Raw genomic sequence first — 25,830 nt, forward strand, 5'->3', positions numbered from 1 at the left:
AGTCGGGCTTAGTGATCCGGTGGTTCCGCATGGAAGGGCCATCGCTCAACGGATAAAAGCTACCCCGGGGATAACAGGCTTATCTCCCCCAAGAGTCCACATCGACGGGGAGGTTTGGCACCTCGATGTCGGCTCATCGCATCCTGGGGCTGTAGTCGGTCCCAAGGGTTGGGCTGTTCGCCCATTAAAGCGGTACGCGAGCTGGGTTCAGAACGTCGTGAGACAGTTCGGTCCCTATCCGTCGTGGGCGCAGGAAATTTGAGAGGAGCTGTCCTTAGTACGAGAGGACCGGGATGGACGCACCGCTGGTGTACCAGTTGTCTTGCCAAAGGCATCGCTGGGTAGCTATGTGCGGAAGGGATAAGTGCTGAAAGCATCTAAGCATGAAGCCCCCCTCGAGATGAGATTTCCCATAGCGTCAAGCTAGTAAGATCCCTGAAAGATGATCAGGTTGATAGGTCAGAGGTGGAAGCGTGGCGACATGTGGAGCTGACTGATACTAATCGATCGAGGACTTAACCAAAACGAAAAGCGGAGGCGACTGTTCAACTTTGAGAGACGTTGGAGAGCCGGCCATTCAAATCCTGGTTTTGGGATTTGGAGGGACGGATCGAAACAGCCGAGAAGTTAGGAGCCGAAGCTAGACAAGTCATTGGTGAATACTCGGCAAATGCTTCTTCATGCATTATCTAGTTTTGAGGGAACGAAGTTTCTTCAGCCAAATAGTCCGGTGGCGATAGCGAGAAGGTCACACCCGTTCCCATACCGAACACGGAAGTTAAGCTTCTCAGCGCCGATGGTAGTTAGGGGCTGTCCCCTTGTGAGAGTAGGACGCTGCCGGGCATATGAAAGAGCACCTGATGGGTGTTCTTTTTTTGTATGTGGATGATTTATTGAATCCAAATATCTTCTTACTCTTCTTTTTATGATAAATGCATATATGCGTCACTTCAGCTAAAAAAATGCGCCACTCTTTATTCCGCCGTCTGTTTTAAAAGTCAAATCTGTTTTCAGCAAAGATGACTGTGCCAAATGTGAAATATACATAAAACATGCGAGATAAAATCGGATACCTGCTAGGTAAAATCAAAAACCTGTTACATAAATCCAATTCATGTCAGATAACACTGAGATTAATAACTCAGCGGCCCAACAAACCGGCAAAAAAATAAAAAGCCCCTATCAAAGGGCTTACATTTCAAGAAAATATCTCCGGCATGGTTATTTTCCGCAGTTTCTTTAAGTAATAATTATATTTTGGATTGCTTGTATCCGTGGTGACTAAATCTTTTTCACAATCTGTGCAGATAAAAGAAGTGTATAGATGTATTCCCCTGGTTTTTGCCTGCTCGCATATGACACATTCTTCCCCTGCATGTTTTTTTGCTAATAGCGAACCCAATCACTCCACCTCCATACACTTATTCTGCCCAGATCAATGTTATTGTATACAATTTTTCGAATATTCATTGGCGGGTTTTTTGAGGTTACTTGATTTATATTGTATGATGGAAATCTAATTTGGGTGTATGTCTATAATGGATTTCTTTCATAAATTTCCTTAATCCTTTATGGACTGGCGCAGATATCGACCTAATGTTTCTTTTATAGCACGCACATACTTGTTTTGTTAAAATAGGAGAAGAATCTTAGGAAAGTGATGTAGATATGAATCACGAACAGACTCCATTATGGGAACAATTAAAAAAACATGCTTCACATCAGCCTGTATCTTTTCATGTGCCGGGACATAAGAACGGTCAACTTGCAGGCGGTGAGGGAGCAGATTATTTTAAAGATATTTTAAAGCTCGATGCTACTGAGCTTAGCGGACTGGATGATTTGCATTCTCCTGAAGGAGTCATTTTGAAAGCGCAAAAGCTGCTTGCCGATTTGTATGGGGTTCCAAAAAGCTTTTTCCTTGTTAACGGATCCACCTCAGGGAATCTCGCCATGGTCATGTCAGCCGCAAAGGAAAATGAGACTGTACTTGTTCAGCGGAATTGCCATAAGTCCATTCTTAATGGCATTACTTTGGCTAGGGCTAAGCCTGTCTTCTTAGCGCCTGAGTTTAATGAAGAGTGGGGCGTTGCCGGGGGAGTAGCTTTAGAGACCGTTAAAGAGGCAATCAGACAAAATCCGGAAGCAAAAGCGCTAATCTTAACCTATCCCAATTATTACGGAATGGTGTTTAACCTTGAAAGCATTATTGAGTATGCTCATGATCATGGAGTTCCAGTATTGGTGGATGAAGCGCATGGAGCACATTTGATCGGGGGAGATAGTTTTCCCGCTTCGGCCGTTCAGCTTCAGGCAGACCTGGTTGTACAATCGGCACATAAGACTTTGCCTGCTATGACGATGGGGGCTTATCTGCATTTTAATAGCCGTTTTATAAAGGAAGAAAGAGTGTCCAAATATCTGGGGATTCTCCAATCAAGCAGTCCTTCCTATCCCATTATGGCATCTCTTGATTTGGCAAGGGCCTATTTAGCCTCATTCTCGGGAAAGGATGAGGAAGCGCTGCTTGAAAAGGCGGGGCACTTCCGAAAGAATCTAAGTAAAATAAAAGGAATTAAAGTACTGAACTTTGAACATAAAAACGGTGATCCTTTAAAAGTGACCATCCAGTCGGCAGCTGCCCTCAGCGGGTATGAACTGCAGGCTCTCCTGGAGAAGCATGGGATCTTTACGGAAATGGCAGATCCTTATAATGTCCTATTTGTATTGCCTCTTTTAAAAAAAGATATGGATTATCCATTTGAACGGGTTATTCAATGCTTGGAAGAGGAGCTGAAATCATTTGGCCCGGCAGGCCGACATGAAAAAATTCCTTTCAGTAAAAGGCCTGTCTCCGGCCTTGCCCTGGAGCAAAAGGAACAAGACCGATGCACCATTAAAACGGTGGCACTGGAAGAGGCGGTTGGTAAAATATGTGCACAGCAGGTGACTCCATATCCGCCAGGCATCCCGCTTTTATTCCCAGGTGAACTCATCGAAGGGGAAGACATAGCAAGCATAAGATTTCAAATTAAGGCCGGAGCACGGTTTCAAAATGGGGAAAATATAAAAAAAGGCAGCATTAACGTTTATCAGGATCTATATCAGCAGCTGGAGGAAGTAAAATGAAAAAAGGTAAGTTTATTACGGTCGAAGGACCTGAGGGTGCCGGAAAAACAACGATTATAGATATGCTGGCAAGCAATCTGGCAAAGGAAGGCTATCAGGTTCTTCAGACAAGAGAGCCTGGCGGAATTGAGATTGCCGAGCAGATCAGAAGTGTCATACTCGATAAAAATAATACAAAGATGGATCCGCGAACAGAGGCTCTGCTGTATGCGGCAGCCAGAAGGCAGCACCTGGCTGAAAAAGTAAAGCCAGCAATGGATAAGGGATATATCATATTATGTGATCGGTTTATTGATAGTTCTCTTGCTTATCAAGGCTATGCAAGGGGCCTTGGCATTGATGAAGTATACTCTATAAACAGCTTTGCCATCGAAGGCATGATGCCTGAACTGACGCTGTATTTTGATATTGAACCGGAGGCCGGGCTGGATCGAATCAACCAGCATAAAGGACGGGAAGTGAACCGCCTGGACCTGGAAAAGCTTGATTTCCATCACAAAGTGCGGGAAGGCTATTTGAAGCTAATGGAGCTTTACCCGGAGCGCATCTTTAAAATCAATGCTTCGGGAACATTGGAGGAAGTGTATCAGCAGGCGGAGAGCAAGCTGAAAGAAATAATATAAACATTTGCCTTAAAGATCATATTCTTTAAGGCTTTTTTATAAGCTTGCCAGTCAGTTTTTAAAATAATTTTTCCGGTATTCCCTTAATTTCTGCTTGAAGATAAAATAATTGATATAATAAAAGTAAGATAAAACGGATTAAAAACTTGTAAAGGGGATGGGCTTATGAAATTAATTCTGGCAGTCATTCAGGATCAGGACAGCAATAAGCTAATGAATGCGTTGGTTGACAATAATTTTCGTGCGACAAAATTGGCCAGCACGGGCGGATTTTTGAAATCAGGCAATACAACGTTCATGATTGGGACAGAGGATATCCGTGTGGAGAGAGCCCTGCAGATTATTAAGGAAAATTGCAGAGCAAGAGACCAGCTGGTAGCACCTGTATCGCCAATGGGCGGAAATGCTGATTCTTATGTGCCTTACCCTGTGGAAGTCGAAGTTGGCGGTGCGACGGTATTTGTCCTGCCAGTTGAACAATTCCACCATTTTTAATACATTCAAAGGGAGCTTAATGCCCTTTGCGGAGGATTAGGTATGAAAATTAATCAGGAACTTCGGCTCAAGATGGAAAATGTCCGCAATGAGCAGAAGCAGGCGGCGGGAAACGGCGTGAAATTTTCCGAAATGGTGCAAAAGCAGGACCAGAAAATGCAGGCTTCTCAGCTTCAGGGTCTGTTAAAGGATATAGATGCCGCTGGAGAAAGGCTTGCCCGCTCCAGAACCTTTAAGGATTTAGCCAAATTTAAAACGCTTGTAAAGCGGTTTGTAAAGGAAGCCGTTGACTTTGGGATGGAGCTGAAGCAATCGCACAGCTGGAATCAGCATGGACAGGGCCGTTCTCTGAAAGTGGTAGAGACGGTTGATGAAAAGCTGTCAGAGCTGACGGATGAACTAATGAAAAAAGAAGAATCATCTATCGATATACTGGGGAAAGTCGGCGAGATTAAGGGGCTTTTAATAAATATATATATGTAAGTGAGTGATCATTGTGGGAAAAACGTGGGAACAGCTGGAGGTCATACAGCCAGTTGTATTGAAAATGTTTAAAAATAGCATAGAGAAGGATCGGCTGGCCCACGCCTACTTATTTGAAGGGATGAAAGGAACGGGAAAGCGGGAAGCAAGCATGCTTTTAGCGAAAAGCCGATTCTGTCTTGAACCGCTTGATGGGTATGTTCCATGTGAAACATGTTCAAACTGTAAGAGGATCAACAGCGGCAATCACCCTGATGTTCATATCCTTGAGCCGGACGGGCTTTCTATCAAAAAAAGTCAGATTCAAAGCCTGCAGGAAGAGTTTTCAAAGACCGGGGTGGAATCTAAGCGCAAGCTTTATGTGATTGTACATGCTGATAGAATGACAGTTAACGCTGCCAACAGTTTGCTTAAATTCCTGGAGGAACCCCATGCAGAGACGACCGCTGTGCTTATTACCGAGCAGTCGCAGCAGATGCTTCCTACTATTCTATCCCGCTGCCAGACCATTTCTTTTAAACCATTATCTCCTGCAGAAATGATTCAGCAATTAAAAAATAATGGAGTGGATCCTGCCCAGGCACCATTACTTGCACAAATTACCAATAATTTGGATGAGGCTTTGCAATATAGTTCTGATGATTGGTTTGTACAAGCGCAAAAAATAGTGTTAAAATTATATGAAGTGGTAAAGAAGAATCCGCTAGAGGCGATGGTTGCCCTGCAGGAGGATTGGTTCTTGCACTTTAAAGAAAAAGAGCAGATTGATCGCGGCTTGGATCTATTACTTCTTATTTTTAAAGATTTACTATATATTCAGCTTGGGAAACAAGACCAGGTTGTCCATCTGAACGAAAGAAATCGTTTAGAGCAGTTTGCACTGCAATCTTCTACAAAACGTCTGACGGAACAGATGACGGCTGTTTTGGAGGCCAAAAGAAAATTACAGGCAAATATGAATCCGCAGCTGTTGATGGAACAGCTTGTGCTAAAATTGCAGGAGGGATCTTCCTTTGTATGATGTAGTAGGAGTGCGCTTTAAAAAAGCGGGCAAGATTTATTATTTTGATCCCGGAGATCTCTCAATACAAAAGGATGACTTTGTCATTGTCGAAACTGTCCGAGGCGTAGAATACGGAAAAGTGGTAATTGCCCCGAAGCAGGTCGATGAGCATGATGTTGTCCTTCCATTAAAAAAGGTTCTTCGTATTGCAGATCAAAAGGATCGCATGATTGTCGAGGAGAACAAGCAGGCCGCCAAAGAAGCATATGAGGTCTGCTGTGAAAAGGTCCATACACATCAGCTTGATATGAAGCTGGTCGATGTTGAATATACATTTGACCGAAATAAGGTCATTTTCTACTTTACAGCTGATGGCCGGGTTGACTTTCGCGAGCTTGTCAAAGACCTCGCAGCCATCTTCAGGACAAGGATAGAACTTCGCCAGATTGGTGTGAGGGATGAAGCAAAAATGCTGGGCGGAATTGGTCCATGTGGAAGAATGCTCTGCTGTTCCACCTTCCTTGGTGATTTTGATCCAGTATCCATCAAAATGGCAAAGGACCAGAATCTTTCGTTGAACCCAACGAAAATATCAGGTTTGTGCGGACGCTTAATGTGCTGCCTGAAGTATGAAAATGATGAGTACGAAGCAGCAAAAGAACAGCTTCCGGACCTTGGGGAATGGATTCAGACCCCTGATGGAGCTGGAAAAGTGGTAGGCTTGAATATATTGGAGCGTGTTCTTCAGGTTGATGTAAAAGAAGCGGAGCGCGTCCTCGAATATACATTGGATGAAATTTTAAAACAAGGTGCTGTATCAGTTCAGTCCACAGATTAAGAGGTGGAAGTCGTGGATAAAAAAGAAATCTTTGACTCAGTGAGTAATATGGAAACCCAAATTGGAGAGTTATATCAGCAGCTTGGTGAGTTAAAGCAGCATTTGGCAGAAATACTTGAAGAGAATAACTCTTTAAAGCTGGAAAATGAACATTTAAGACGTCATTTAGACATATCAGCGAAAAAGGAAAGTACATCGGCGAAAAAAGGCAAATCAGAGCAGTCTGCCGATGCTGCTGATGATGATAAGGTGATTGATATTGGAGAAGGCTATGATAACCTTGCCCGCCTTTATCAGGAAGGCTTTCACATTTGCAATCTCCATTTCGGCAGCCCTCGAAAAGAGGGAGACTGTCTGTTTTGCTTGTCTTTCCTGAATAAGAAGTAAATTTTAGCCTTCCTGATGATAGGAAGGCTATTTTTCCATAGAGGCAAAGAATCAGAGTAGCATGGAGGATCAAGAATGGATTTTTTAAAAGAAGGGGAGCGGCTGGACTATTTGCTGGCTGAAGATTTGAGAATTATTCAAAGCCCGGCCGTTTTTTCTTTTTCACTGGATGCTGTCCTGCTGGCCAGGTTTGTATATGTACCGATTCAAAAAGGCAATCTCATTGATTTGTGCAGCGGAAATGGTGTGATTCCGCTTTTTTTAAGCACACGAACAAAGGGGGCCATTACAGGCGTCGAGATTCAGGAGCGTTTGCATGATATGGCAGTCAGAAGCATTGAATACAATAAGCTTCAAGGCCGGATTGAGATGATTCGCGGGGATATTAAAGAAATACATCAGGTTTTAGGATATGGGAAATTTGATGTTGTGACCTGCAACCCGCCCTATTTCCCTACTCCTTCCCGGGAAGAAATCAATGAGAATGAACATTTGGCGATAGCCCGCCATGAAATCCTCTGTACACTGGAGGATGCGATTAAAGCATCAAGCGGTCTTGCGAAACAGGGCGGCAAGGTAGCATTTGTACACAGGCCGGGAAGGTTCCTGGACATTGTCACGCTCATGCGCAAGTATAAGCTCGAGCCAAAAAGGGTGCAATTCGTCTACCCGAAGGCCGGAAAAGAAGCGAACACCCTGCTAATTGAGGCAGTAAAAAACGGTAATCCGGATCTGAAAATCCTGCCTCCTTTATTTGTATATAATGAAGAAAATGAATATACACCTGAAATGAGAGAGATTTTATATGGAGAATAGCCATTATTTTTATGTTCTCCATTGCCGTGATGGCAGCTTATATGCAGGATACACTAATGATCTTGAAAAACGGGTGAAGGCCCATAATGAAGGAAAAGGGGCCAAGTATACAAGGGGCAGGGGGCCGGTGGAGCTGGTCTTCTCCCGCCCTTTTTTGGAAAAAGGCGAAGCGATGAGAGCAGAATATGAATTTAAGCAATGGTCCAGGAAAAAGAAGGATGAGTTTTTAATGAAAGAGACGGGTGGTACATATGTGGCAGCAAAAAAGCTTTGAACATGAAGAAACAAAGGGAATTTTATACTTAGTCCCGACTCCGATCGGCAATCTGGAAGATATGAGCTTCCGAGCAGTAAGAATCCTGAAGGAAGCTGACTATATTGCAGCGGAGGACACACGCAATACGAAGAAGCTCTGCAATCATTTTGAAATCGCCACACCCATCATCAGCTATCATGAACATAATAAGGAGGCAAGCGGACAGAAGCTGCTTGAGAAAGTGGCTAATGGCGCAAAGATTGCCCTTGTCAGTGATGCAGGAATGCCTGCGATTTCAGATCCGGGCTTCGATCTTGTAGTGGCGGCGGCTGAAGAAAAGCTGACAGTGGTCCCCCTGCCTGGTGCGAATGCTGCCCTTACCGGACTGATTGCTTCCGGCATTGATACTCAGCCTTTTTATTTCTACGGATTCCTGAACAGGCAGAAGAAACTTAAGAAGCAGGAGCTGGAGAATCTCTCAAAGCTTTCGGCAACCATCATCTTATATGAAGCTCCCCACCGCCTGAAGGAAACTCTCTCGCTGATGTCGGATATTATGGGCAACAGGAATATCGCGTTATGCCGCGAACTGACGAAGAGATATGAAGAATTTATCCGGGGAACTGTAGGGGAAGCAATGGAATGGGCTTCGAACGGCGAGGTAAGAGGAGAATTTGTGATTATTATTGAAGGAACTTCCGAGGCTGTTCAGGATGAAGAAACAGCCTGGTGGGAGAATCTCCCGGTTGAAGATCATGTTAGACATTATATAGAAGAAACTGGACTCTCGAGCAAAGAAGCCATTAAGCAAACGGCAAAAGACCGGGGATTAAATAAGCGGGATGTTTACCATGCTTATCATATTGAGGAATAAAAAAAAGCTTCTCACACGCGTGAGAAGCTTTTCTTCATTCTTATTTTGCTAATTCAAAAGTGTTTTGAATTTCTTTTAACAGCTGTTCAGCACCGTCACGGCTTAGAATTAATTTGCCGTTAGCTAAAGAGATATTTTCATCAGATACTTCCCCAGTAACTTGGCAAGTCATGTTTGGCTTGTACTTTTTAAGGATGATTCTTTCGTCATCTACGTAGATTTCCAAAGCGTCCTTTTCGGCAATTCCAAGTGTACGTCTTAATTCGATAGGGATAACTACACGGCCAAGCTCATCAACTTTACGAACAATACCTGTGGATTTCATAATAAAAGTCTCCTCTCAAATCTCCAATAATATTTTTCTCTATCTATGTTGTTTCGTCATTATTCGACAAAATCTTTATTACATTTATAATACCAGCCATTCCCATATACGTCAATTACTTTATTTTCAATTAAAATAGAAAATTTTGGGATGCCAATTGAAGCGTTGATATAACAACGTTTTTATAGAAATAAAGAAGGTTTAATATAGAAAGGGGAAAGAACTACTCAAAAAGCAGTAATATGACTCATTTCGACATTTCGACAAAATTCTACAATTATTATACTTTTGCTATAATAATATTCGAAAGTTAATTTCCTTTTTTAGGGATAGAAAATAAAAAAATTTATTTTAAGAAGAATCCTGCCATCCCTTCTGCCTATTGGTTGCACAATTTCAAGTTTTTAGGTATATTTTGATGGTATAAGAGGTTATGCTGACGAATATAACTTCTTGTAAAATATCGATATAGAAGGCCCAATAACGGCACGATTTTCTGATTAATACTCTCGTCCAAATTGGGCGGGATTTTTTAAAATTTAAGAAAGTATAACGTTAGACTTCGATAACTATCTAGCTCCGGCGCCTACCCCCTCTAGGTACAAGCCAATCCTCCCAGAAAGGCAAAGAACGCCTTTCCGTGAGGATCGTCTTGTGCTTGTCGGGGGTGGGCAAGGCGCTTGCGCTTTTAAAATGAGGGAGGGAATCTTGTGGAGGACAAATTAAAGACGTTTTATTTAACCACTCCAATTTATTATCCTAGCGGAAATTTACATATAGGACATGCCTATACAACTGTTGCCGGTGATGCGATGGCGCGTTACAAGCGCATGCGCGGCTTTGACGTTATGTACCTGACGGGAACGGATGAACATGGACAGAAGATTCAGGAGAAGGCAGAAGAAAAAGGAATAACACCGCAGCAGTACGTAGATGAAATTGTCGCCGGTATCCAGGAACTATGGAAGAAGCTTGATATTTCCTATGATGACTTTATCCGTACTACTCAAGACAGACATAAGCAGATTGTAGAAAAAATTTTCGCTCAGCTTGTGGAACAGGGCGATATTTATCTTGGTGAATATGAGGGATGGTATTGTACGCCATGTGAGTCTTATTACACAGAACGGCAGCTTGTGGATGGAAACTGCCCTGACTGCGGACGTCCAGTTCATAAAGTAAAAGAAGAATCCTATTTCTTTAAGGTAAGCAAGTACGCTGACAGGCTTCTGCAGTATTATGAAGAAAATCCATCTTTTATACAGCCTGAATCCCGCAAGAATGAGATGATCAATAACTTCATTAAACCTGGCCTCGAGGATTTGGCGGTATCCAGGACCACTTTTGACTGGGGAGTGAAAGTGCCGAACAATCCTAAGCATGTTGTTTATGTATGGATCGACGCACTATCAAATTACATCACAGCGCTTGGCTATGGAACCGATGATGATTCCAAGTATCTGAACTATTGGCCTGCTGATGTGCACCTGGTAGGGAAGGAAATTGTGCGCTTCCATACGATTTACTGGCCAATCATGCTGATGGCATTGGATCTGCCTCTTCCGAAAAAGGTGTTTGCTCATGGCTGGCTATTGATGAAGGACGGCAAAATGTCCAAATCAAAAGGAAATGTAGTGGATCCTGTTACCCTTATCGACCGGTATGGTCTGGATGCACTTCGCTATTACCTGCTTCGCGAAGTGCCATTCGGCGCAGACGGAGTGTTTACCCCAGAAGGTTTTGTGGAAAGAATCAACTTTGATCTTGCCAATGATTTAGGAAACCTTTTGAATCGGACGATTGCGATGGTTAATAAATATTTTGACGGTGTCATTCCGTCATATAAAGATTCAAACGGAGAGTTTGACCAGCAGCTGCTGCAAATGAACCGTGAGACGGTTTCCAAGTATGAGGAAGCAATGGAAAAAATGGAGTTCTCTGTTGCTCTTTCGGCAGTCTGGCAGCTTGTCAGCAGAACGAATAAATATATAGATGAAACGCAGCCCTGGGCTCTTGCCAAAGAGGAAGAGAAAAGGGAAGATCTTGCGAGTGTGATGGCCCATCTGGCGGAATCCCTGCGCAGAATCGCGGTGCTTCTGCAGCCATTCCTGACACGTACGCCAAAAGAAGTATTCTCACAGCTGAATGTAAACGAAGAAGCATTAACATCTTGGGAAAGCCTTGAAAAATTTGGTCTTATCCCTGAAGGCACAAAGGTATTAAAGGGAGAACCGATTTTCCCTCGCCTGGATATTAATGAAGAAGTCGAGTTCATTAAAACCAAAATGCAGGGATCTGCTCCTAAAGAGGAAGCAAAGCCGGAAGCAAAAGCAGAGGAAAAGCCGGATAGTGAGGAAATCACAATCGATGACTTTATGAAAGTCGATTTAAGAGTGGCTCAGGTCATTCAGGCTGAACCGGTGAAAAAAGCTGATAAGCTCTTAAAATTACAGCTTGATCTTGGCTATGAAAAGCGCCAAGTCGTTTCCGGGATTGCCAAATTCTATAAGCCGGAAGACCTAGTCGGCAGAAAAGTCATCTGCGTCACAAATTTGAAGCCTGTTAAACTTCGCGGTGAGCTTTCAGAAGGAATGATTTTAGCAGGAGGAAAAGACGGAGAACTTTCACTTGCCACAATCGCTGAATCTCTTCCATTGGGTGCAAGGGTAAAATAATATTATTGATTTCTTCTGTTAAACATAAAAACATAGAAGTGTTAAGCGTATACCGTGGGCATTTCTATGTTTTTTATTTTTGGGAAAAATTATACTTAGAAAGTAATTTCTAGTGAGTTTATTAAATTCGAACCATTCTGCTAACACATTATTTTTGTTACATTCCTGACATAATAGTAATAGAAAAATAATATGAAGAAAAAGGAGTTTTTTGATGTTTTTCGACACACACGCACACCTTAATGCCGAACAATATAACGAAGATTTACAAGAGGTGATTGACAGGGCCCTTGATGAAGGAATTTCCAACATCGTGGTCGTTGGGTTTGACCGTCCAACGATTGAGAAGGCGATGGAGCTGACTGAGAAATACGATTTCATCTACGCAAGTGTAGGATGGCATCCGGTTGATGCCATCGATATGACAGAGGATGATCTTCGGTGGATCGAAGAGCTTTCCAGCCATCCAAAAGTCGTTGCCCTGGGAGAAATGGGCCTGGATTATTATTGGGACAAGTCACCAAAGGATATTCAGCAGGAAGTCTTCCGCAAGCAGATCCGTCTGGCAAAAAAAGTTAAGCTCCCCATCGTTATCCATAACCGTGATGCCACAGCAGATATAGTCGAAATCCTTAAGGAAGAAGGAGCGGGAGAAGTAGGCGGCATCATGCATTGCTTTAGCGGCAGCCCTGAAATTGCCAAAGAGTGTGTAGATATGAACTTTTTTATTTCACTTGGAGGCCCGGTGACATTCAAGAATGCAAAAAAGCCAAAAGAAGTAGCCGATGTGATTCCGCTTGAAAAGCTATTGATTGAAACAGACTGCCCTTACCTTACCCCTCATCCATTTAGAGGAAAACGGAATGAACCTAGCTATGTCAAACTAGTTGCAGAGCAGATAGCTGAAATAAAAGGACTATCGGTAGAGGAAGTTGCACAAGCAACCACAGAAAATGCAAAAAAATTATTCGGCATAAACTGATATCTCTTTTTGTCGAAACCTGTGGGAGCTTGTCCAAATTTTTTCTGATTCTAAAAAGTTCTACATGTCTCTGTCTTCTCATAGGATAACCATGTCGATAAGTCTCTCTTTCCTTTCTCCTGGTTTTTTTGCATAATAGGAAATACGTTTACGAGAGGGCTTGCCATTTACTAGAAAAAGTGCTGTTCTAGCACCCCTGCCGATCGAGCGGAGGGCGTTTGCTGCCAGTTGAGGAGCGTGACAGATAGAGAACCGGCAGTCTGAAGGTTTGAGGAAACTTCCGGAATCGCTCCCGGTTGCTGAGCGCCTGATCGGCAGAAAACGAGGGATTACCAAAAGAGACGTAAAAATCCCTAAATCAAAAAAAAGAAGGATTTTTCAGATGAGTGTGGAAAAGTATAAATCCAAGGCAAGCATCATCGAAAACGGGGCATTTGCAAGAAGGCATGCATAGAGAGGAGCTGTCTTTCATACATAGAGATAGAGTGCAGTTCTATGAATTCAGGCAATCATAGCCCGATGCCTGCATTCACCAGCCTTTCGGAAGCTGGAAAATTGAAAGAGTTGACAGTCGGCAAGATACTCTATATAATCACTCCGAGAGAAAAGGAGGCGTTTTTCATCGTGATTCAAAACATGAAAAACCTGTTATCCAAGTCTTTGAGTAAAAAGAAATTGGCCATTTTTTCTGCTAGTTTAGTAGTCTTTGCTGCTGCCTGCGGTTTCATTGCATATGAAACGACAAAGAAAACAGTAGCACTGACGATAGATGGCCAAGAGAAAGTCATCAAAACGCATGCATCAACGATTCAAGATATATTCGATGATCTAGATATTTCACTTCGCTCAGAAGATTATGTGTTTCCCTCGGTAAACACAGAGGTTAAGGACAATACAGAAATTGTCTATGAACCGGCTAAACAGGTGAACGTTGTAACAGATAACGAGAAGAAAACGATTTGGACGGCTGCAAAGACGGTCGGGGACGTTTTAAAAGAACAGAATATTACTCTGACTGAACATGATAAGGTTCAGCCAAAGCCAGAGGATAAAATTAAAAGCAACCTTGAAATTCAAGTAGAGAAAGCATTCGCTTTAACGCTTAATCATGGCGGCAAAGAGAAGCAGGTTTGGTCAACTTCGACTACGGTCGCTGACTTTTTATCACAGCAGGGAATCAAGATCAATGATTTAGACCGTGTTGAACCAAAGTTGGAAGAGACAGTCAAAGCCAATGACATCATAAAAGTCATTCGAGTTGAAAAAGTCACCGATGTAGTGGAAGAACCAATTAATTTCGCAGTTGTGACAAAGAAAGATAATAGCTTGGCTAAAGGCACTGAAAAGGTGATGAATGCTGGAAAAGAAGGCCTTAAGGCGAAAGAATTTGAAGTCGTCCTGGAGAATGGCAAGGAAGTTTCCAGAAAGCTGATCAGTGAAAAGCAAGTGAAAGAAAAGCAGGATAAAGTCGTTGCTGTCGGAACAAAGGTGGCTGCAGCAACACAGGTCGTTTCCCGCGGAACAAGCAGCAAGGCAAGCGGAAAAGAAATATATGTATCGTCAACAGCCTATACGGCCAATTGCAGCGGATGCTCAGGCAAAACTGCTACTGGCTTGGATCTGCGTGCCAATCCGGGTGCAAAGGTCATAGCGGTTGATCCAAGTGTCATTCCCCTTGGAACAAAGGTCTATGTTGAAGGTTATGGCTATGCTGTTGCAGCAGATACAGGCGGCGCCATCCGTGGAAACAAAATCGATGTATTCTTCTCCTCTAAATCAGAAGCTTACAAGTGGGGAAGAAAAACCGTAAAGATTAAAATACTGAACTAATTTTTGTGATGCAGGGGCTTCCCCTGCATTTTTTATTTCAATGCAGAGAAGGTTAATAATTAACATTTTTCATTTCTCAGCTGCATCATATATAATAAGAACTATTCTTTATTACTATATTCTTCTTACATCTATTTAGACGAATTACATTACAGAAATGTTTCAAGTTTTTTTCAATTTTTTTATATTTAATTTTTCCTGGAGGAAGTATGAAAATCAAAGAAATTATTGTTGTAGAAGGCAAGGATGATACAGCGGCGATCAAAAGAGCCCTGGATGCCGATACAATTGAAACCAATGGATCTGCCATTAATCAGGAAACCATTGAAAAAATAAAGCTTGCCCAGAAGACCAGAGGGGTAATCGTATTCACAGATCCGGACTTTCCCGGTCAAAAAATCCGGAATACGATCACCAATGATGTACCCGGATGCAAGCATGCCTTTATAGAAAAAGCGGATGCTCTTCATAAGCACGGCAGAGGAGTAGGCGTTGAGCATGCATCGCCTGAAATGATCCGTCAGGCATTACAGGACGCACAGGTTATGCAGGAAACCTATGAAGAAACCATTACCCAGGAAGATCTGGTAACCGCAGGCCTGATTGGCGGAGAGGGCGCCAAGGAAAGAAGAGAAAAGCTTGGCAGACTTCTCAAAATCGGCTACACAAACGGCAAGCAGCTTCATAAGCGCTTAATGATGTTTCAAATCAGCCAGAGAGACTTTGCTGAGGCAATCGAAGCTATTCGCGAGGAGGAACAAAATGCATAAAGATATTGCAACACCAGCCAGAACACGGGCGATTTTGGATAAGTACGGATTTTCTTTTAAGAAAAGCCTGGGACAGAACTTTTTGATCGATACGAATATTCTCCGGAGAATTGTCGATCATGCGGATTTATCGGAAGAATCGGGCGCCATTGAAATAGGCCCTGGAATTGGGGCATTGACTGAACAGCTGGCCCGGAGAAGCAAAAAGGTACTTGCTTTTGAAATTGACCAGCGGCTGCTTCCAATTTTAGAGGAAACTCTATCGCCATATCCCCATGTATCCATCATCAATGAAGATGTATTGAAGGCAGATGTTAAGACAGCAATTGAACAGGAGTTTGAAGGCATTAACGATATTATGGTTGTCGCCAACCTTCCGTATTATGTTACAACGCCGATTATCATGAAATTGCTCGAGGACAAGCTTCCGATCAGAGGAATCGTCTGTATGCTCCAGAAAGAGGTAGCAGACAGAATTTCAGCCCGTCCGGGAACGAAAGAGTACGGCTCACTCTCCATTGCTGTTCAGTACTATACAGAGGCTGAAACGGCCATGATCGTGCCGAAGACGGTCTTTGTTCCGCAGCCGAATGTGGATTCAGCCGTCATCAAACTGACAAAGCGCAAAGAGCCTGCAGTGGCGGTTAAAAGTGAATCCTTCTTTTTTAAGGTGACAAAAGCAAGCTTTGCACAAAGGCGCAAGACTCTGCTGAATAATTTAACAAGCCAGCTTCCTGGAGGAAAACAAAAGAAGGAATATATTCTCTCCGCTCTCGAACAAGCCAATGTCGAGCCGGGCAGAAGAGGGGAAACTCTATCCATTGAAGAATTTGCCCGCTTGAGTGATGCCCTGCTGCCGCATTTTTCATAAAAATGAAGCCCTGCTGAAAACAGCGGGCTTTTTTTTTGCCTCAAATTTTTAACGCCAATAACTGGATAGCACTACAAGGAATGCCTCGTCAGCTTCATCATCATACGAATAAAAGCATAGCTTTTAGGACGAGCACCTGCCCCCCTCGAGGAGTCGGGGGCGGGCAAGGCTTTTTCGCTTTTCTAATTCTACGCACATGTTTATAGACGAATGCATAATTTATGACATAAATAATAAATCACAAACAAGAGACCAGAAGAAGCCCGCGTTTATCCTCGGGCAATTGGAGTGACGACATTGACTATAAATACGATGGATATCGTCGGAAGAATTTCGTATCACTGTGATATTTTATTCCGCGTGATTGATATTAAAGAACAGGGCGGCCAAAAAATGGCCATATTATTCGGAGAAGATATCCGTCTCGTTGCGGATGCTCCCTGTGAGGATTTAATCGTCATTAACCAGGCGCAGCGGATGAAGCTTGAGCAGGAGTATAGGTCGCTTGAGGAACAGTCTTTCCAGCTGATCCGGCAGGACCTGGCTCTTTTAAGAGAGAAGCAGGAGTATGAGGTGACTGACGGCTACAGCAAGACACTTAATTATTTTCAGATACCAGGCAGGGTGCTTCATCTGGATGGTGATCCATCTTATTTAAAGAAATGCTTAAGTGTCTATGAAAAAATAGGAATACCCGTAACTGGAATTCATTGCAGTGAAAAGGAAATGCCGATGAAAATCGGACAGCTCATCGACCATTACAGGCCTGATATCCTGGTTGTAACAGGTCATGATGCCTATTCAAAGTCAAAGGGAAAGAAATCCGATATCAATGCTTATAGGCACTCCAGGGAATTTGTACAGGCGGTGAGGGAAGCGCGGAAAAAAATACCCCACCTTGATCAGCTTGTCATTTTTGCCGGAGCATGCCAGTCCCATTTCGAATCGCTGATCCATGCTGGCGCAAACTTTGCCAGTTCTCCTTCCAGGGTGAATATCCATGCCCTTGACCCCGTATACATTGTTGCGAAAGTCAGCCTTACTCCATTTATGGAAAGAATCAATTTATGGGATATCTTAAGAAATACATTAACAGGTGAAAAGGGACTTGGAGGAATTGAAACCCGGGGAGTCCTGAGAACAGGAATGCCTTACAATGACGATGATCTAAACGAATCCTAATCAGCAGGCCGTTTGTGTATTATAGCGGCTTGTTTTTTTATGTTTTCCCGCAAAAAATTAGAATTTGTTAAGCATTTTTCGAGGAATTTCGCGCATGTGAAATTTGACTATTTCCCAGGTAATGAAATGCAGTCTCATAAGGCTTTCCAAAACTATACATAATCTTTGCCATTTAAGGTAATCCTAAAATTGTTGAAAATTAGAAGAAAAAGTAGAACAAAACATATTGACATTTATTTTTAAACACTGTTATAATTTATATTTTTGTTTGACAGTAATGTGTCAGTGTGATATACTTAACATAGTGAGGTGGACCGAATGGCAAAAACATTATCAGATATTAAAAAAGCTCTTGATTCAAATCTTGGGAAAAGGCTCCTGCTAAAAGCAAATGGCGGGCGCAGAAAGACCATTGAACGCTCAGGGGTTCTGGCAGAAACGTATCCTTCAGTATTTGTGATTGAGTTAGATCAGGATGAAAATGCATTTGAACGGGTATCTTACAGCTATGCAGATGTTTTAACAGAAACGGTTCAAATTACATTCTATGAAGACACATCAGGACAGGTTGCTTTAAGCTAATATATATGACAGCGGGCGGTGAACAAATTGTTTACTGCTTTTTGTTTGCCTATTTTTAAAGCTGTCAGCAGCCTGCCCCCTTGAGGTGTCGCCGGGGGTGAGCGCCATGGAAGGGCTTCAAAGGGCTTCTTTGGATCCTCTCCTCAGGAACAAGCGGTTATTGGCTTGTTCCTGAGGCACTTGCGCTTTTCTTAATGAATAAAAGGTCTTTTTCACATACTATACATACCGCAGTGTGAAAGGGGATGTTAATGTTGGGCAGAAGACGGGGCGTTATGTCAGATGGTTTAAAAGAAGAAATTGCGAAAGAGCTTGGCTTTTATGATGTAGTCCAAAAGGAAGGCTGGGGCGGCATCCGTGCCAAAGATGCCGGCAATATGGTTAAGCGGGCTATCGAAATCGCACAGCAGAACCTTCTTAACAAATAGCATTCGCACAGATTATGTTTAAGCATTAATATGCACTGCGTCAGCCGAAGCCTATGCTTCGGCTTTTCCTTTTATCGAATAGGGTTAACCCTTATATTCCAAGCCACCTGAGCTTTTATGTTTAATTTGTGGTAAAATAGGACAAAAAATGGAGACGCTCTAGAAGAAAAGCACAATACTGCCGCTTATTGCCGTTTAAAATAAAGTCAATACTGAATGTGGTATGGCTTTCCCTGCGGGCCAAAGTGCTTCGCTTGTGGAGCTGGACAGGAGTCCGATTTATAGGAAAGAAGTAGGTGGAAATGTTGAAGGTCATGGTTAAGGCGCCTGCTAAGATCAATTTGTCATTAGATGTTTTACATAAACGGGAAGATGGCTATCATGAAGTGGAAATGATAATGACAACGATTGATTTGGCAGATCGCCTGGAATTAACACTTTTAGATAAAGATGAGATAAAAATTGTCTCTCATAACCGTTTTGTTCCGGATGATCAGCGGAATTTGGCTTATCAGGCTGCACACCTTCTTAAGGAACGGTTTCAAGTGAAAAAAGGTGTGTCCATTACAATAGAAAAAGCAATTCCGGTTGCTGCAGGACTTGCTGGGGGCAGCAGTGATGCAGCGGCAGCTCTAAGAGGCCTTAACAAGCTGTGGGATTTGGGGCTTTCATTGGATGAGCTTGCTGAAATCGGGACGGAAATCGGTTCTGATGTTTCTTTTTGTGTATACGGAGGAACTGCTTTAGCTACTGGAAGAGGGGAAAAGATTCAGCAGCTTCCTGCTCCTCCTACATGCTGGGTCATACTGGCTAAGCCGTTCATCGGCGTATCGACTGCTGATGTTTATAGAAGACTGGACGTAGAGCAGGTACAGCATCCGAATACTGCAGGAATGATCGAAGCGATAAATGCGGGCAGCTATGATGATGTCTGCCGGAACATGGGAAATGTTCTGGAGGATGTAACATTAAATATGCATCCCGAGGTGCTGCAGATAAAAGACCAGATGAAACGATTTGGTGCGGATGCCGTTTTGATGAGCGGCAGCGGACCGACCGTTTTTGGACTTGTGCATCATGATTCGAGAATGCATCGGATTTATAATGGCCTTAGAGGGTTTTGCGATCAGGTTTTTGCGGTCAGAATGCTCGGAGAAAGACATAAGCTTGATTAAATCCGTATATTAATGGTATATTATCGTTAAAATATTCGGATTTAAATGGGGGTTCCACAATGAAATTTCGCAGAAGCGAACGGTTGATAGATATGACCAATTATTTATTGAACCATCCGCGTCAGCTGGTATCCTTAACTTTCTTTTCAGAAAGGTATGGTTCTGCCAAGTCTTCGATAAGTGAAGATCTCACAATCATTAAAGAAACATTTGAACAAAGAGGAATAGGCACTCTGCAAACTGTTTCCGGAGCAGCAGGCGGCGTAAAGTTTCATGTTAAAGTAACAGATGATGAAGCCCGGCCATTTGTAGATGAGCTCTGCAGCTTAATTGCCAGTCCGGAAAGGCTTCTTCCCGGCGGCTATCTTTATATGACTGACATTCTTGGAGATCCTTTAATTGTACAGCGAGCAGGAAGGCTTTTTGCATCAGCCTTCGCGGATAAGCCCGTTGATGTGGTCATGACGGTAGCTACAAAAGGGATTCCGCTTGCTTATGCTGCCGCTAACTATCTCAATGTGCCGGTAGTCATCGTCAGACGGGACAGCAAGGTGACAGAAGGATCCACGGTAAGCATTAACTATGTATCAGGTTCTGCGAAAAGGATTCAGACCATGGTTCTTTCAAAAAGAAGCCTGGCAGAAGGATCCAACGTCTTAATCATTGACGATTTTATGAAAGCTGGCGGAACGGTTAATGGCATGGTCAGCATGCTGGAAGAATTCAAGGCAAACCTCGCTGGGATTGCTGTCCTGGTCGAGGCGGAAAAAGCAGAAGAACGGCTTGTTGATGAGTACCTTTCTCTAGTGCGTCTATCCGATGTTGATGTGAGGGAAAAGAAAATCAATGTAAGTGAAGGCAACTATTTTAAAAAATAATCATATTTTTTAGGGGGAGAATTCATGAAAGTCATTCAAACGAATCAGGCTCCGGCAGCAATTGGGCCATATTCTCAGGGAATTACTGTAAATAACCTATTCTATAGCTCAGGGCAAATTCCGCTTACGGCAGAAGGTGTTATGGTAGATGGGGATGTAAAGGAACAGACGCATCAGGTTTTTAAAAACCTTCAGGCAGTGCTTGAAGAAGCGGGTGCGTCATTAAATACCGTGGTAAAGGCAACGGTGTTTATCAAGGACATGAACGAGTTTGCAGCCATCAATGAAGTATATGGGGAATATTTCAGCACACACAAGCCTGCGCGCTCCTGTGTTGAAGTGGCACGCTTGCCAAAGGATGCATTGGTTGAAATTGAAGTAGTGGCCCTCGTCAAATAAATAACCGCATTTATTTCGCTCGTTCAAGTGAACGGGCGTTTTTTATTACAGAAAAGTGCTTTAACAGACAATGCTTTACTTTGAACAAAATATTCAAAAAATATTTTTTATCTAAGAAGGAGATTCAGTAAATATGTTGAATTTATACAATTAGGATTATATCTTCTCGAAAAGGTGGTGAACAGAATGGAAGTGACAGACGTAAGATTACGCCGCGTTAACACGGATGGACGAATGAGGGCAATCGCATCTATTACGCTGGATCATGAATTTGTTGTTCATGATATTCGTGTAATTGATGGGAATAATGGCTTATTTGTAGCTATGCCGAGCAAACGTACTCCGGATGGGGAGTTTAGAGATATCGCGCACCCGATCAATTCAGGAACGCGCGGTAAAATCCAGGAGGCTGTATTAGCCGAGTACCACCGTTTAGGTGAATTAGAAGTGGAATTTGAAGAAGCCGGTGCTTCCTAAGAAAATATATCAACAAGGGCCTGCTACATAAGTAAGGCTCTTTTTTATTTAGCTGTGAAGAATTAAAGCTCTGAGACCCCCTGTTACAGGCGGTGCTTAGGGCTTTTTTCTATCTTCTTCATTACCCTGTCTGTGAAAATATTAAACCATTTCTTCAGAAAATACCGTTAATGGTAATGACAAATATATGTACTTTGTCATCATTTCTTGAAATAAGAGCCCATTTAAGATATATTCGTTATGGATAAAAAGGTTAAATTGGAGGCCTGTCAATGTCTAATCGATACGCGGTCATTTTAGCCGCAGGCCAGGGGACAAGAATGAAGTCAAAGCTTTACAAAGTCCTTCACCCTGTTTGCGGCAAACCGATGGTTCAACATGTTGTTGATCAAGTTACAAAGCTTAACATAAAAGAAATTGTCACCATTACTGGACATGGAGCGGAAATGGTGGAGCAGCAGCTTGGCTCTAGCAGCAAATATGCTCTTCAGGAGGAGCAGCTTGGCACCGCTCATGCCGTTATGCAGGCTCGCGATATGCTTGAAGGCAAAGAGGGCGTGACGCTCGTAGTCTGCGGAGATACACCGCTCATCAAACATGAAACAATGGAAGCGCTTTTCAAGCATCATGAAGAGCTATCTGCCAAAGCGACTATTTTAACAGCCCATGCGGAAAATCCATTCGGATATGGACGCGTGATCCGAAATGATATGGGGATGGTTGAAAAAATCGTTGAACAGAAAGATGCTTCCGAGGAAGAACGAAAGATAAAAGAAATCAATACTGGGACCTATTGCTTTGATAATAAGGCCTTGTTTGAAGCATTAAACAAAGTTACAAATGATAATGTGCAGGGTGAATACTACCTGCCGGATGTGATTGAGATCCTGAAAAATGAAGGCGAAGTCGTTACGGCTTACCAGACGGCTGATTTTGGCGAAACCCTGGGTGTCAATGACCGGGTAGCCTTATCACAGGCCGAATCCTTCATGAAACAACGGATTAATGAAGAACACATGCGTAACGGCGTTACCATTATCGATCCGTCAAACACGTATATTGGTGCGGATGTGAAAATTGGCTCTGATACAGTTCTTTATCCTGGAACGGTCATTTCCGGCAATACAGTCATCGGTTCTGATTGTGTGATCGGTCCTCATACAGAGATTTCTGATTGCCATATTGGGGAAGGCACAGTGATCCGCCAGTCTGCTGCACATGACAGCCATATTGGTTCACAAGTGAATATTGGGCCGTTTGCTCACATTCGCCCGCAATCAGATATTCATGATGAAGTGAAAATCGGCAACTTTGTTGAAGTGAAGAAGTCTGTTTTTGGAAAAGGAAGCAAAGCCTCTCACCTGAGCTATATTGGCGATGCAGAAGTTGGAAGAGATGTTAACCTGGGCTGCGGCTCAATCACTGTCAATTATGATGGCAAAAATAAATACCTGACCAAAATCGAAGATGGTGTTTTCATTGGATGCAACTCCAATCTCGTCGCACCGGTAACGATTGGGGAGGGGGCATATGTGGCAGCAGGATCGACGATTACAGAAGATGTGCCGGGAGAAGCTCTTTCCATTGCCCGTGCACGCCAGGTGAACAAGGAAAACTACACGCAAAAATTAAATATTAAGAAATAAACCGAACTTTCTATATGTAAGAAATAAATCGATGGAGGCCCAAAATGTCAAACCAGTATTTAGATCCAAACTTAAAGGTGTTCAGTTTAAATTCAAACCGCAAGCTAGCTGCAGAAATCGCCAATGTAATTGGTGTGGAGCTTGGTAAATGTTCCGTAACTCGCTTCAGCGACGGCGAAATCCAAATTAACATTGAAGAAAGCATCCGCGGATGCGATGTATATGTAATCCAATCTACAAGCTCTCCTGTTAATGAGCATTTAATGGAGCTTTTAATTATGATCGATGCTCTTAAGCGTGCATCTGCCAAGACCATCAACATTGTAATGCCTTACTATGGCTATGCCCGCCAGGACCGCAAAGCAAGAGCGCGTGAGCCGATTACAGCTAAGCTTGCAGCAAACCTTTTGGAAACTGCTGGTGCAACCCGTGTGATTACACTTGACTTGCATGCGCCGCAAATTCAAGGTTTCTTCGATATTCCGATCGATCATTTAATGGGTGTGCCAATCCTTTCTGATTACTTTAAGAACAAAATGATGGATGGCGACATCGTAATCGTATCCCCAGACCACGGAGGCGTAACACGTGCACGTAAAATGGCTGATCGCTTAAAAGCGCCGATTGCCATCATTGACAAGCGCCGTCCAAAGCCAAATGTGGCTGAAGTCATGAACATTGTTGGTAACATCGATGGCAAAACTGCCATCTTAATCGACGATATTATTGATACTGCCGGAACCATTACATTAGCAGCAAATGCCCTGATCGAGAACGGTGCATCAGAAGTCTATGCATGCTGTACACACCCGGTTCTATCTGGACCTGCCATCGAAAGAATTGAAAACTCAACAATCAAAGAATTGGTTGTAACAAACTCAATTACTCTTCCAGAAGAGAAGAAAACAGACAAGATTGTCGAACTTTCCGTAGCACCGCTAATAGGTGAAGCAATCATCCGAGTTCATGAAGAGCAATCTGTCAGCACTCTGTTTGATTGATAGGTAATTAAATAACTTTTCCAGGCTTGCTGTAAAGCAAGCCTGGTCTGCGTTCTTTTTAAAAATAGCATATGAAAAAAACAAAAACGTTTAGACTTCCTCATTTTAGGGCATTTTTTTATATAGACGAGAATTTTTCAAAATGAGGAAGGGGACGTATTTATGACAGCTGTATTGCAAGCAAAGGAAAGAAAAGGTTCACGCAACTCCAACTTAACTTCACTGCGAAAAGAAGGTAATATTCCGGCAGTTGTGTATGGTTCAAAACTTCAAAGCCAATCCATCTACTTAAGCGAAGCCGATTTTCTAAAGACGATCAAGGAAGTAGGCAGAAACGGCGTATTTTCATTAGATGTAGATGGCAGCAAACATGAAGTGGTGCTTGGTGACTACCAGTCCAATCCGATTAAAAATGAAATTGTCCATGCCGATTTTCTAGCGGTGGATATGAATAAGGAAATGACAGCCGATGTACGCGTCGTCTTGACTGGAGATGCAGCAGGAGTAAAAGATGGAGGCGTAATGCAGCAATCCATGCATGAAGTCTCTGTTACAGCGACACCGAATAATATTCCACCTTCTGTTGAAGTGGATGTAACAAATCTGCAGGTGAATGAGACCTTAACAGTCGCTGATATCAAGGCAAATCGCGGCTATGAAATCAATAATGAAGATGAAGAGGTTATCGCTTCCATCCTTCCTCCGAGACAGGAAGAAGAAATCAACAGCGGTGAAGAACAGGAAGCTGGTACTCCTGAAAATGAAGAAGGCAGAGAAACAACAGCAAATGAAGATAAAGCAGGTGGAGAATAAGCTCAGGGAAACTATTCTTGCAGGGGCTTGGCAATAATGGCCAGCCCCTGTTTGCATGGCATTAAAATGAATCCGAATGAGACGCGCATTCGGATAAGATCAGAAGCAGCAGGGGCAATCGAGTCCCTGGCACAACTTCGACAGAATTCTTCTTATCGAACAACACACTTTCTACTATAATGAAAAAGAGAAATGAAAAAGCTCAGAGCGCACGCCTGGATAAATGCTGGGCTTCTGCGCTTTTCGAATATGGGGTGAGAAAATGAAATTAATTGTAGGGTTGGGGAATCCCGGCAAGCAATATGATAAAACAAGGCACAATATTGGCTTTGATGTGATTGATGTCTTATCGGACCGGCTGAATATTCCTTTGAATCAGGCCAAGCTGAAAGGCGTATTTGGCACAGGTTATGTGAATGGAGAGAAAGTATTTCTGCTAAAACCTCTTACATATATGAATTTATCAGGAGAATCCATCCGGGCTGTTATGGATTATTTCGAGATAAATGATGATGAACTTGTGGTCATTTATGATGATCTGGATCTTCCTGTAGGCAGGATACGTCTCCGTCAAAAAGGGAGCGCAGGAGGCCATAATGGGATCAAATCTACAATCGCACATCTGGGAACACAGGAATTTAACAGAATCCGAGTTGGCATCGACCGTCCGCCGAGCGGCATGAAGGTGCCTGACTATGTGCTGGGACGTTTCACGAAAGAAGAACAGGCTATTATGGACGAAACGGCTAAAAAGTGCGCAGATGCCTGTGAGGAATGGTTCAAAAAACCATTTTTACAGGTAATGAACGATTTTAATCAATAATCTTCATATTTTATCAATCTTATCATAGAATAATGTATCTTTTCATTGCCGGCATCGTCTTTTGCATGA

General features: G+C 42.9%; 29 protein-coding genes and 2 rRNA genes (1 of these 31 only partly in view). 29 read left to right on the top strand and 2 right to left on the bottom strand.

Going from position 1 to position 25,830, the window contains the following annotated elements:
• Both A361_RS00185 and rrf read left to right on the top strand, forming a co-directional pair.
• Nucleotides 1-523: ribosomal RNA gene (locus A361_RS00185) — 23S ribosomal RNA — on the top strand; it begins 2,413 nt to the left of the window's first position.
• 203 nt (nt 524-726) lie between these two features.
• Nucleotides 727-843, top strand: a 5S ribosomal RNA gene (rrf, locus tag A361_RS00190).
• A gap of 355 nt (nt 844-1,198) precedes the next feature.
• Here the strand turns inward: rrf and A361_RS00195 are convergent.
• Nucleotides 1,199-1,402: a sigma factor G inhibitor Gin gene (locus tag A361_RS00195; RefSeq protein ID WP_009336685.1), complete on the bottom strand. Its 204-nt coding sequence runs from the start codon at nt 1,400-1,402 to the stop codon at nt 1,199-1,201.
• A 266-nt stretch (nt 1,403-1,668) separates the two neighbouring features.
• On the opposite strand from A361_RS00195, the gene A361_RS00200 reads away from it, so the two are divergent.
• The 10 genes from A361_RS00200 (at nt 1,669) to rsmI (ending at nt 8,904) form a co-directional block, all read left to right on the top strand.
• Nucleotides 1,669-3,129 (top strand): aminotransferase class I/II-fold pyridoxal phosphate-dependent enzyme, encoded by a 1,461-nt coding sequence (locus A361_RS00200; protein ID WP_019382034.1) that lies wholly within the window; start codon nt 1,669-1,671, stop codon nt 3,127-3,129.
• Nucleotides 3,126-3,752 carry a dTMP kinase gene (gene tmk, locus A361_RS00205; protein WP_019382035.1) on the top strand — a complete coding sequence of 209 codons (627 nt, stop codon included), beginning with the start codon at nt 3,126-3,128 and terminating at the stop codon, nt 3,750-3,752. Before A361_RS00200 ends, tmk begins: the two co-directional genes overlap by 4 nt.
• A 165-nt stretch (nt 3,753-3,917) precedes the next feature.
• A complete protein-coding gene (locus A361_RS00210; protein WP_009336682.1) occupies nt 3,918-4,247 on the top strand; it encodes a cyclic-di-AMP receptor in 330 nt (109 codons plus the stop codon).
• A 42-nt stretch (nt 4,248-4,289) separates the two neighbouring features.
• Complete coding sequence (locus tag A361_RS00215) at nt 4,290-4,730, top strand: YaaR family protein (RefSeq protein WP_009336681.1); 441 nt, start codon at nt 4,290-4,292, stop codon at nt 4,728-4,730.
• 13 nt (nt 4,731-4,743) lie between these two features.
• The gene (holB, locus tag A361_RS00220) at nt 4,744-5,751 is read left to right on the top strand and encodes a DNA polymerase III subunit delta' (protein WP_009336680.1); all 1,008 of its coding nucleotides are present in this window, start codon (nt 4,744-4,746) and stop codon (nt 5,749-5,751) included.
• Nucleotides 5,744-6,571, top strand: coding sequence for a PSP1 domain-containing protein (locus tag A361_RS00225; RefSeq protein WP_009336679.1), 828 nt, complete (start codon nt 5,744-5,746; stop codon nt 6,569-6,571). Before holB ends, A361_RS00225 begins: the two co-directional genes overlap by 8 nt.
• A 12-nt stretch (nt 6,572-6,583) precedes the next feature.
• A complete protein-coding gene (yabA, locus tag A361_RS00230) occupies nt 6,584-6,958 on the top strand; it encodes a DNA replication initiation control protein YabA (protein WP_009336678.1) in 375 nt (124 codons plus the stop codon).
• A 75-nt stretch (nt 6,959-7,033) separates the two neighbouring features.
• Nucleotides 7,034-7,774 carry a tRNA1(Val) (adenine(37)-N6)-methyltransferase gene (locus A361_RS00235; RefSeq protein WP_009336677.1) on the top strand — a complete coding sequence of 247 codons (741 nt, stop codon included), beginning with the start codon at nt 7,034-7,036 and terminating at the stop codon, nt 7,772-7,774.
• On the top strand, nt 7,764-8,048 hold the full coding sequence (locus A361_RS00240) for a GIY-YIG nuclease family protein (protein ID WP_009336676.1): 285 nt from the start codon (nt 7,764-7,766) through the stop codon (nt 8,046-8,048). Before A361_RS00235 ends, A361_RS00240 begins: the two co-directional genes overlap by 11 nt.
• On the top strand, nt 8,026-8,904 hold the full coding sequence (gene rsmI / locus A361_RS00245; RefSeq protein ID WP_009336675.1) for a 16S rRNA (cytidine(1402)-2'-O)-methyltransferase: 879 nt from the start codon (nt 8,026-8,028) through the stop codon (nt 8,902-8,904). The genes A361_RS00240 and rsmI overlap by 23 nt, the downstream gene beginning before the upstream one ends.
• A gap of 40 nt (nt 8,905-8,944) precedes the next feature.
• On the opposite strand, the gene A361_RS00250 is transcribed toward rsmI, so the two are convergent.
• Nucleotides 8,945-9,229 carry an AbrB/MazE/SpoVT family DNA-binding domain-containing protein gene (locus tag A361_RS00250; RefSeq protein WP_009336674.1) on the bottom strand — a complete coding sequence of 95 codons (285 nt, stop codon included), beginning with the start codon at nt 9,227-9,229 and terminating at the stop codon, nt 8,945-8,947.
• Between the two features lie 710 nt (nt 9,230-9,939).
• On the opposite strand from A361_RS00250, the gene metG reads away from it, so the two are divergent.
• The 17 genes from metG to pth all read left to right on the top strand — a co-directional run bounded on the left by metG (nt 9,940) and on the right by pth (nt 25,761).
• Nucleotides 9,940-11,904 (top strand): methionine--tRNA ligase, encoded by a 1,965-nt coding sequence (gene metG / locus A361_RS00255; protein WP_019382037.1) that lies wholly within the window; start codon nt 9,940-9,942, stop codon nt 11,902-11,904.
• A gap of 214 nt (nt 11,905-12,118) precedes the next feature.
• Complete coding sequence (locus A361_RS00260) at nt 12,119-12,886, top strand: TatD family hydrolase (RefSeq protein WP_009336672.1); 768 nt, start codon at nt 12,119-12,121, stop codon at nt 12,884-12,886.
• A gap of 268 nt (nt 12,887-13,154) precedes the next feature.
• A complete protein-coding gene (locus tag A361_RS00265) occupies nt 13,155-13,340 on the top strand; it encodes a hypothetical protein (protein ID WP_019382038.1) in 186 nt (61 codons plus the stop codon).
• Between the two features lie 182 nt (nt 13,341-13,522).
• Nucleotides 13,523-14,716, top strand: coding sequence for a G5 and 3D domain-containing protein (locus A361_RS00270; RefSeq protein WP_026041721.1), 1,194 nt, complete (start codon nt 13,523-13,525; stop codon nt 14,714-14,716).
• A 209-nt stretch (nt 14,717-14,925) separates the two neighbouring features.
• Nucleotides 14,926-15,486 (top strand): ribonuclease M5, encoded by a 561-nt coding sequence (gene rnmV, locus A361_RS00275; protein ID WP_019382040.1) that lies wholly within the window; start codon nt 14,926-14,928, stop codon nt 15,484-15,486.
• Nucleotides 15,479-16,357: a 16S rRNA (adenine(1518)-N(6)/adenine(1519)-N(6))-dimethyltransferase RsmA gene (gene rsmA, locus A361_RS00280; RefSeq protein WP_019382041.1), complete on the top strand. Its 879-nt coding sequence runs from the start codon at nt 15,479-15,481 to the stop codon at nt 16,355-16,357. The genes rnmV and rsmA overlap by 8 nt, the downstream gene beginning before the upstream one ends.
• Before the next feature lie 297 nt (nt 16,358-16,654).
• The gene (gene yabG / locus A361_RS00285) at nt 16,655-17,539 is read left to right on the top strand and encodes a sporulation peptidase YabG (protein ID WP_019382042.1); all 885 of its coding nucleotides are present in this window, start codon (nt 16,655-16,657) and stop codon (nt 17,537-17,539) included.
• Nucleotides 17,540-17,857: 318 nt separating this feature from the next.
• Nucleotides 17,858-18,121, top strand: a complete 264-nt coding sequence (gene veg / locus A361_RS00290; RefSeq protein WP_009336667.1) for a biofilm formation stimulator Veg — start codon at nt 17,858-17,860, stop codon at nt 18,119-18,121.
• 254 nt (nt 18,122-18,375) lie between these two features.
• The gene (locus A361_RS00295) at nt 18,376-18,549 is read left to right on the top strand and encodes a small, acid-soluble spore protein, alpha/beta type (protein ID WP_026041722.1); all 174 of its coding nucleotides are present in this window, start codon (nt 18,376-18,378) and stop codon (nt 18,547-18,549) included.
• Nucleotides 18,550-18,854: 305 nt separating this feature from the next.
• A complete protein-coding gene (ispE, locus tag A361_RS00300; protein ID WP_019382044.1) occupies nt 18,855-19,724 on the top strand; it encodes a 4-(cytidine 5'-diphospho)-2-C-methyl-D-erythritol kinase in 870 nt (289 codons plus the stop codon).
• A 59-nt stretch (nt 19,725-19,783) separates the two neighbouring features.
• A complete protein-coding gene (purR, locus tag A361_RS00305; RefSeq protein ID WP_009336664.1) occupies nt 19,784-20,602 on the top strand; it encodes a pur operon repressor in 819 nt (272 codons plus the stop codon).
• Between the two features lie 24 nt (nt 20,603-20,626).
• Nucleotides 20,627-21,001, top strand: coding sequence for a 2-iminobutanoate/2-iminopropanoate deaminase (gene ridA / locus A361_RS00310; RefSeq protein WP_009336663.1), 375 nt, complete (start codon nt 20,627-20,629; stop codon nt 20,999-21,001).
• Between the two features lie 186 nt (nt 21,002-21,187).
• Nucleotides 21,188-21,478, top strand: coding sequence for a septation regulator SpoVG (gene spoVG, locus A361_RS00315; protein ID WP_009336662.1), 291 nt, complete (start codon nt 21,188-21,190; stop codon nt 21,476-21,478).
• A 272-nt stretch (nt 21,479-21,750) separates the two neighbouring features.
• On the top strand, nt 21,751-23,124 hold the full coding sequence (gene glmU, locus A361_RS00320) for a bifunctional UDP-N-acetylglucosamine diphosphorylase/glucosamine-1-phosphate N-acetyltransferase GlmU (RefSeq protein ID WP_019382045.1): 1,374 nt from the start codon (nt 21,751-21,753) through the stop codon (nt 23,122-23,124).
• Between the two features lie 44 nt (nt 23,125-23,168).
• Nucleotides 23,169-24,125 carry a ribose-phosphate diphosphokinase gene (locus A361_RS00325; RefSeq protein ID WP_009336660.1) on the top strand — a complete coding sequence of 319 codons (957 nt, stop codon included), beginning with the start codon at nt 23,169-23,171 and terminating at the stop codon, nt 24,123-24,125.
• 162 nt (nt 24,126-24,287) lie between these two features.
• Nucleotides 24,288-24,938, top strand: a complete 651-nt coding sequence (locus A361_RS00330) for a 50S ribosomal protein L25/general stress protein Ctc (RefSeq protein WP_019382046.1) — start codon at nt 24,288-24,290, stop codon at nt 24,936-24,938.
• A 262-nt stretch (nt 24,939-25,200) separates the two neighbouring features.
• A complete protein-coding gene (gene pth / locus A361_RS00335) occupies nt 25,201-25,761 on the top strand; it encodes an aminoacyl-tRNA hydrolase (protein WP_019382047.1) in 561 nt (186 codons plus the stop codon).
• Nucleotides 25,762-25,830 lie beyond the last annotated feature (69 nt).

The sequence above is a fragment of the Cytobacillus oceanisediminis 2691 genome (assembly GCF_000294775.2).
Taxonomy (GTDB): domain Bacteria; phylum Bacillota; class Bacilli; order Bacillales; family Cytobacillaceae; genus Cytobacillus; species Cytobacillus pseudoceanisediminis.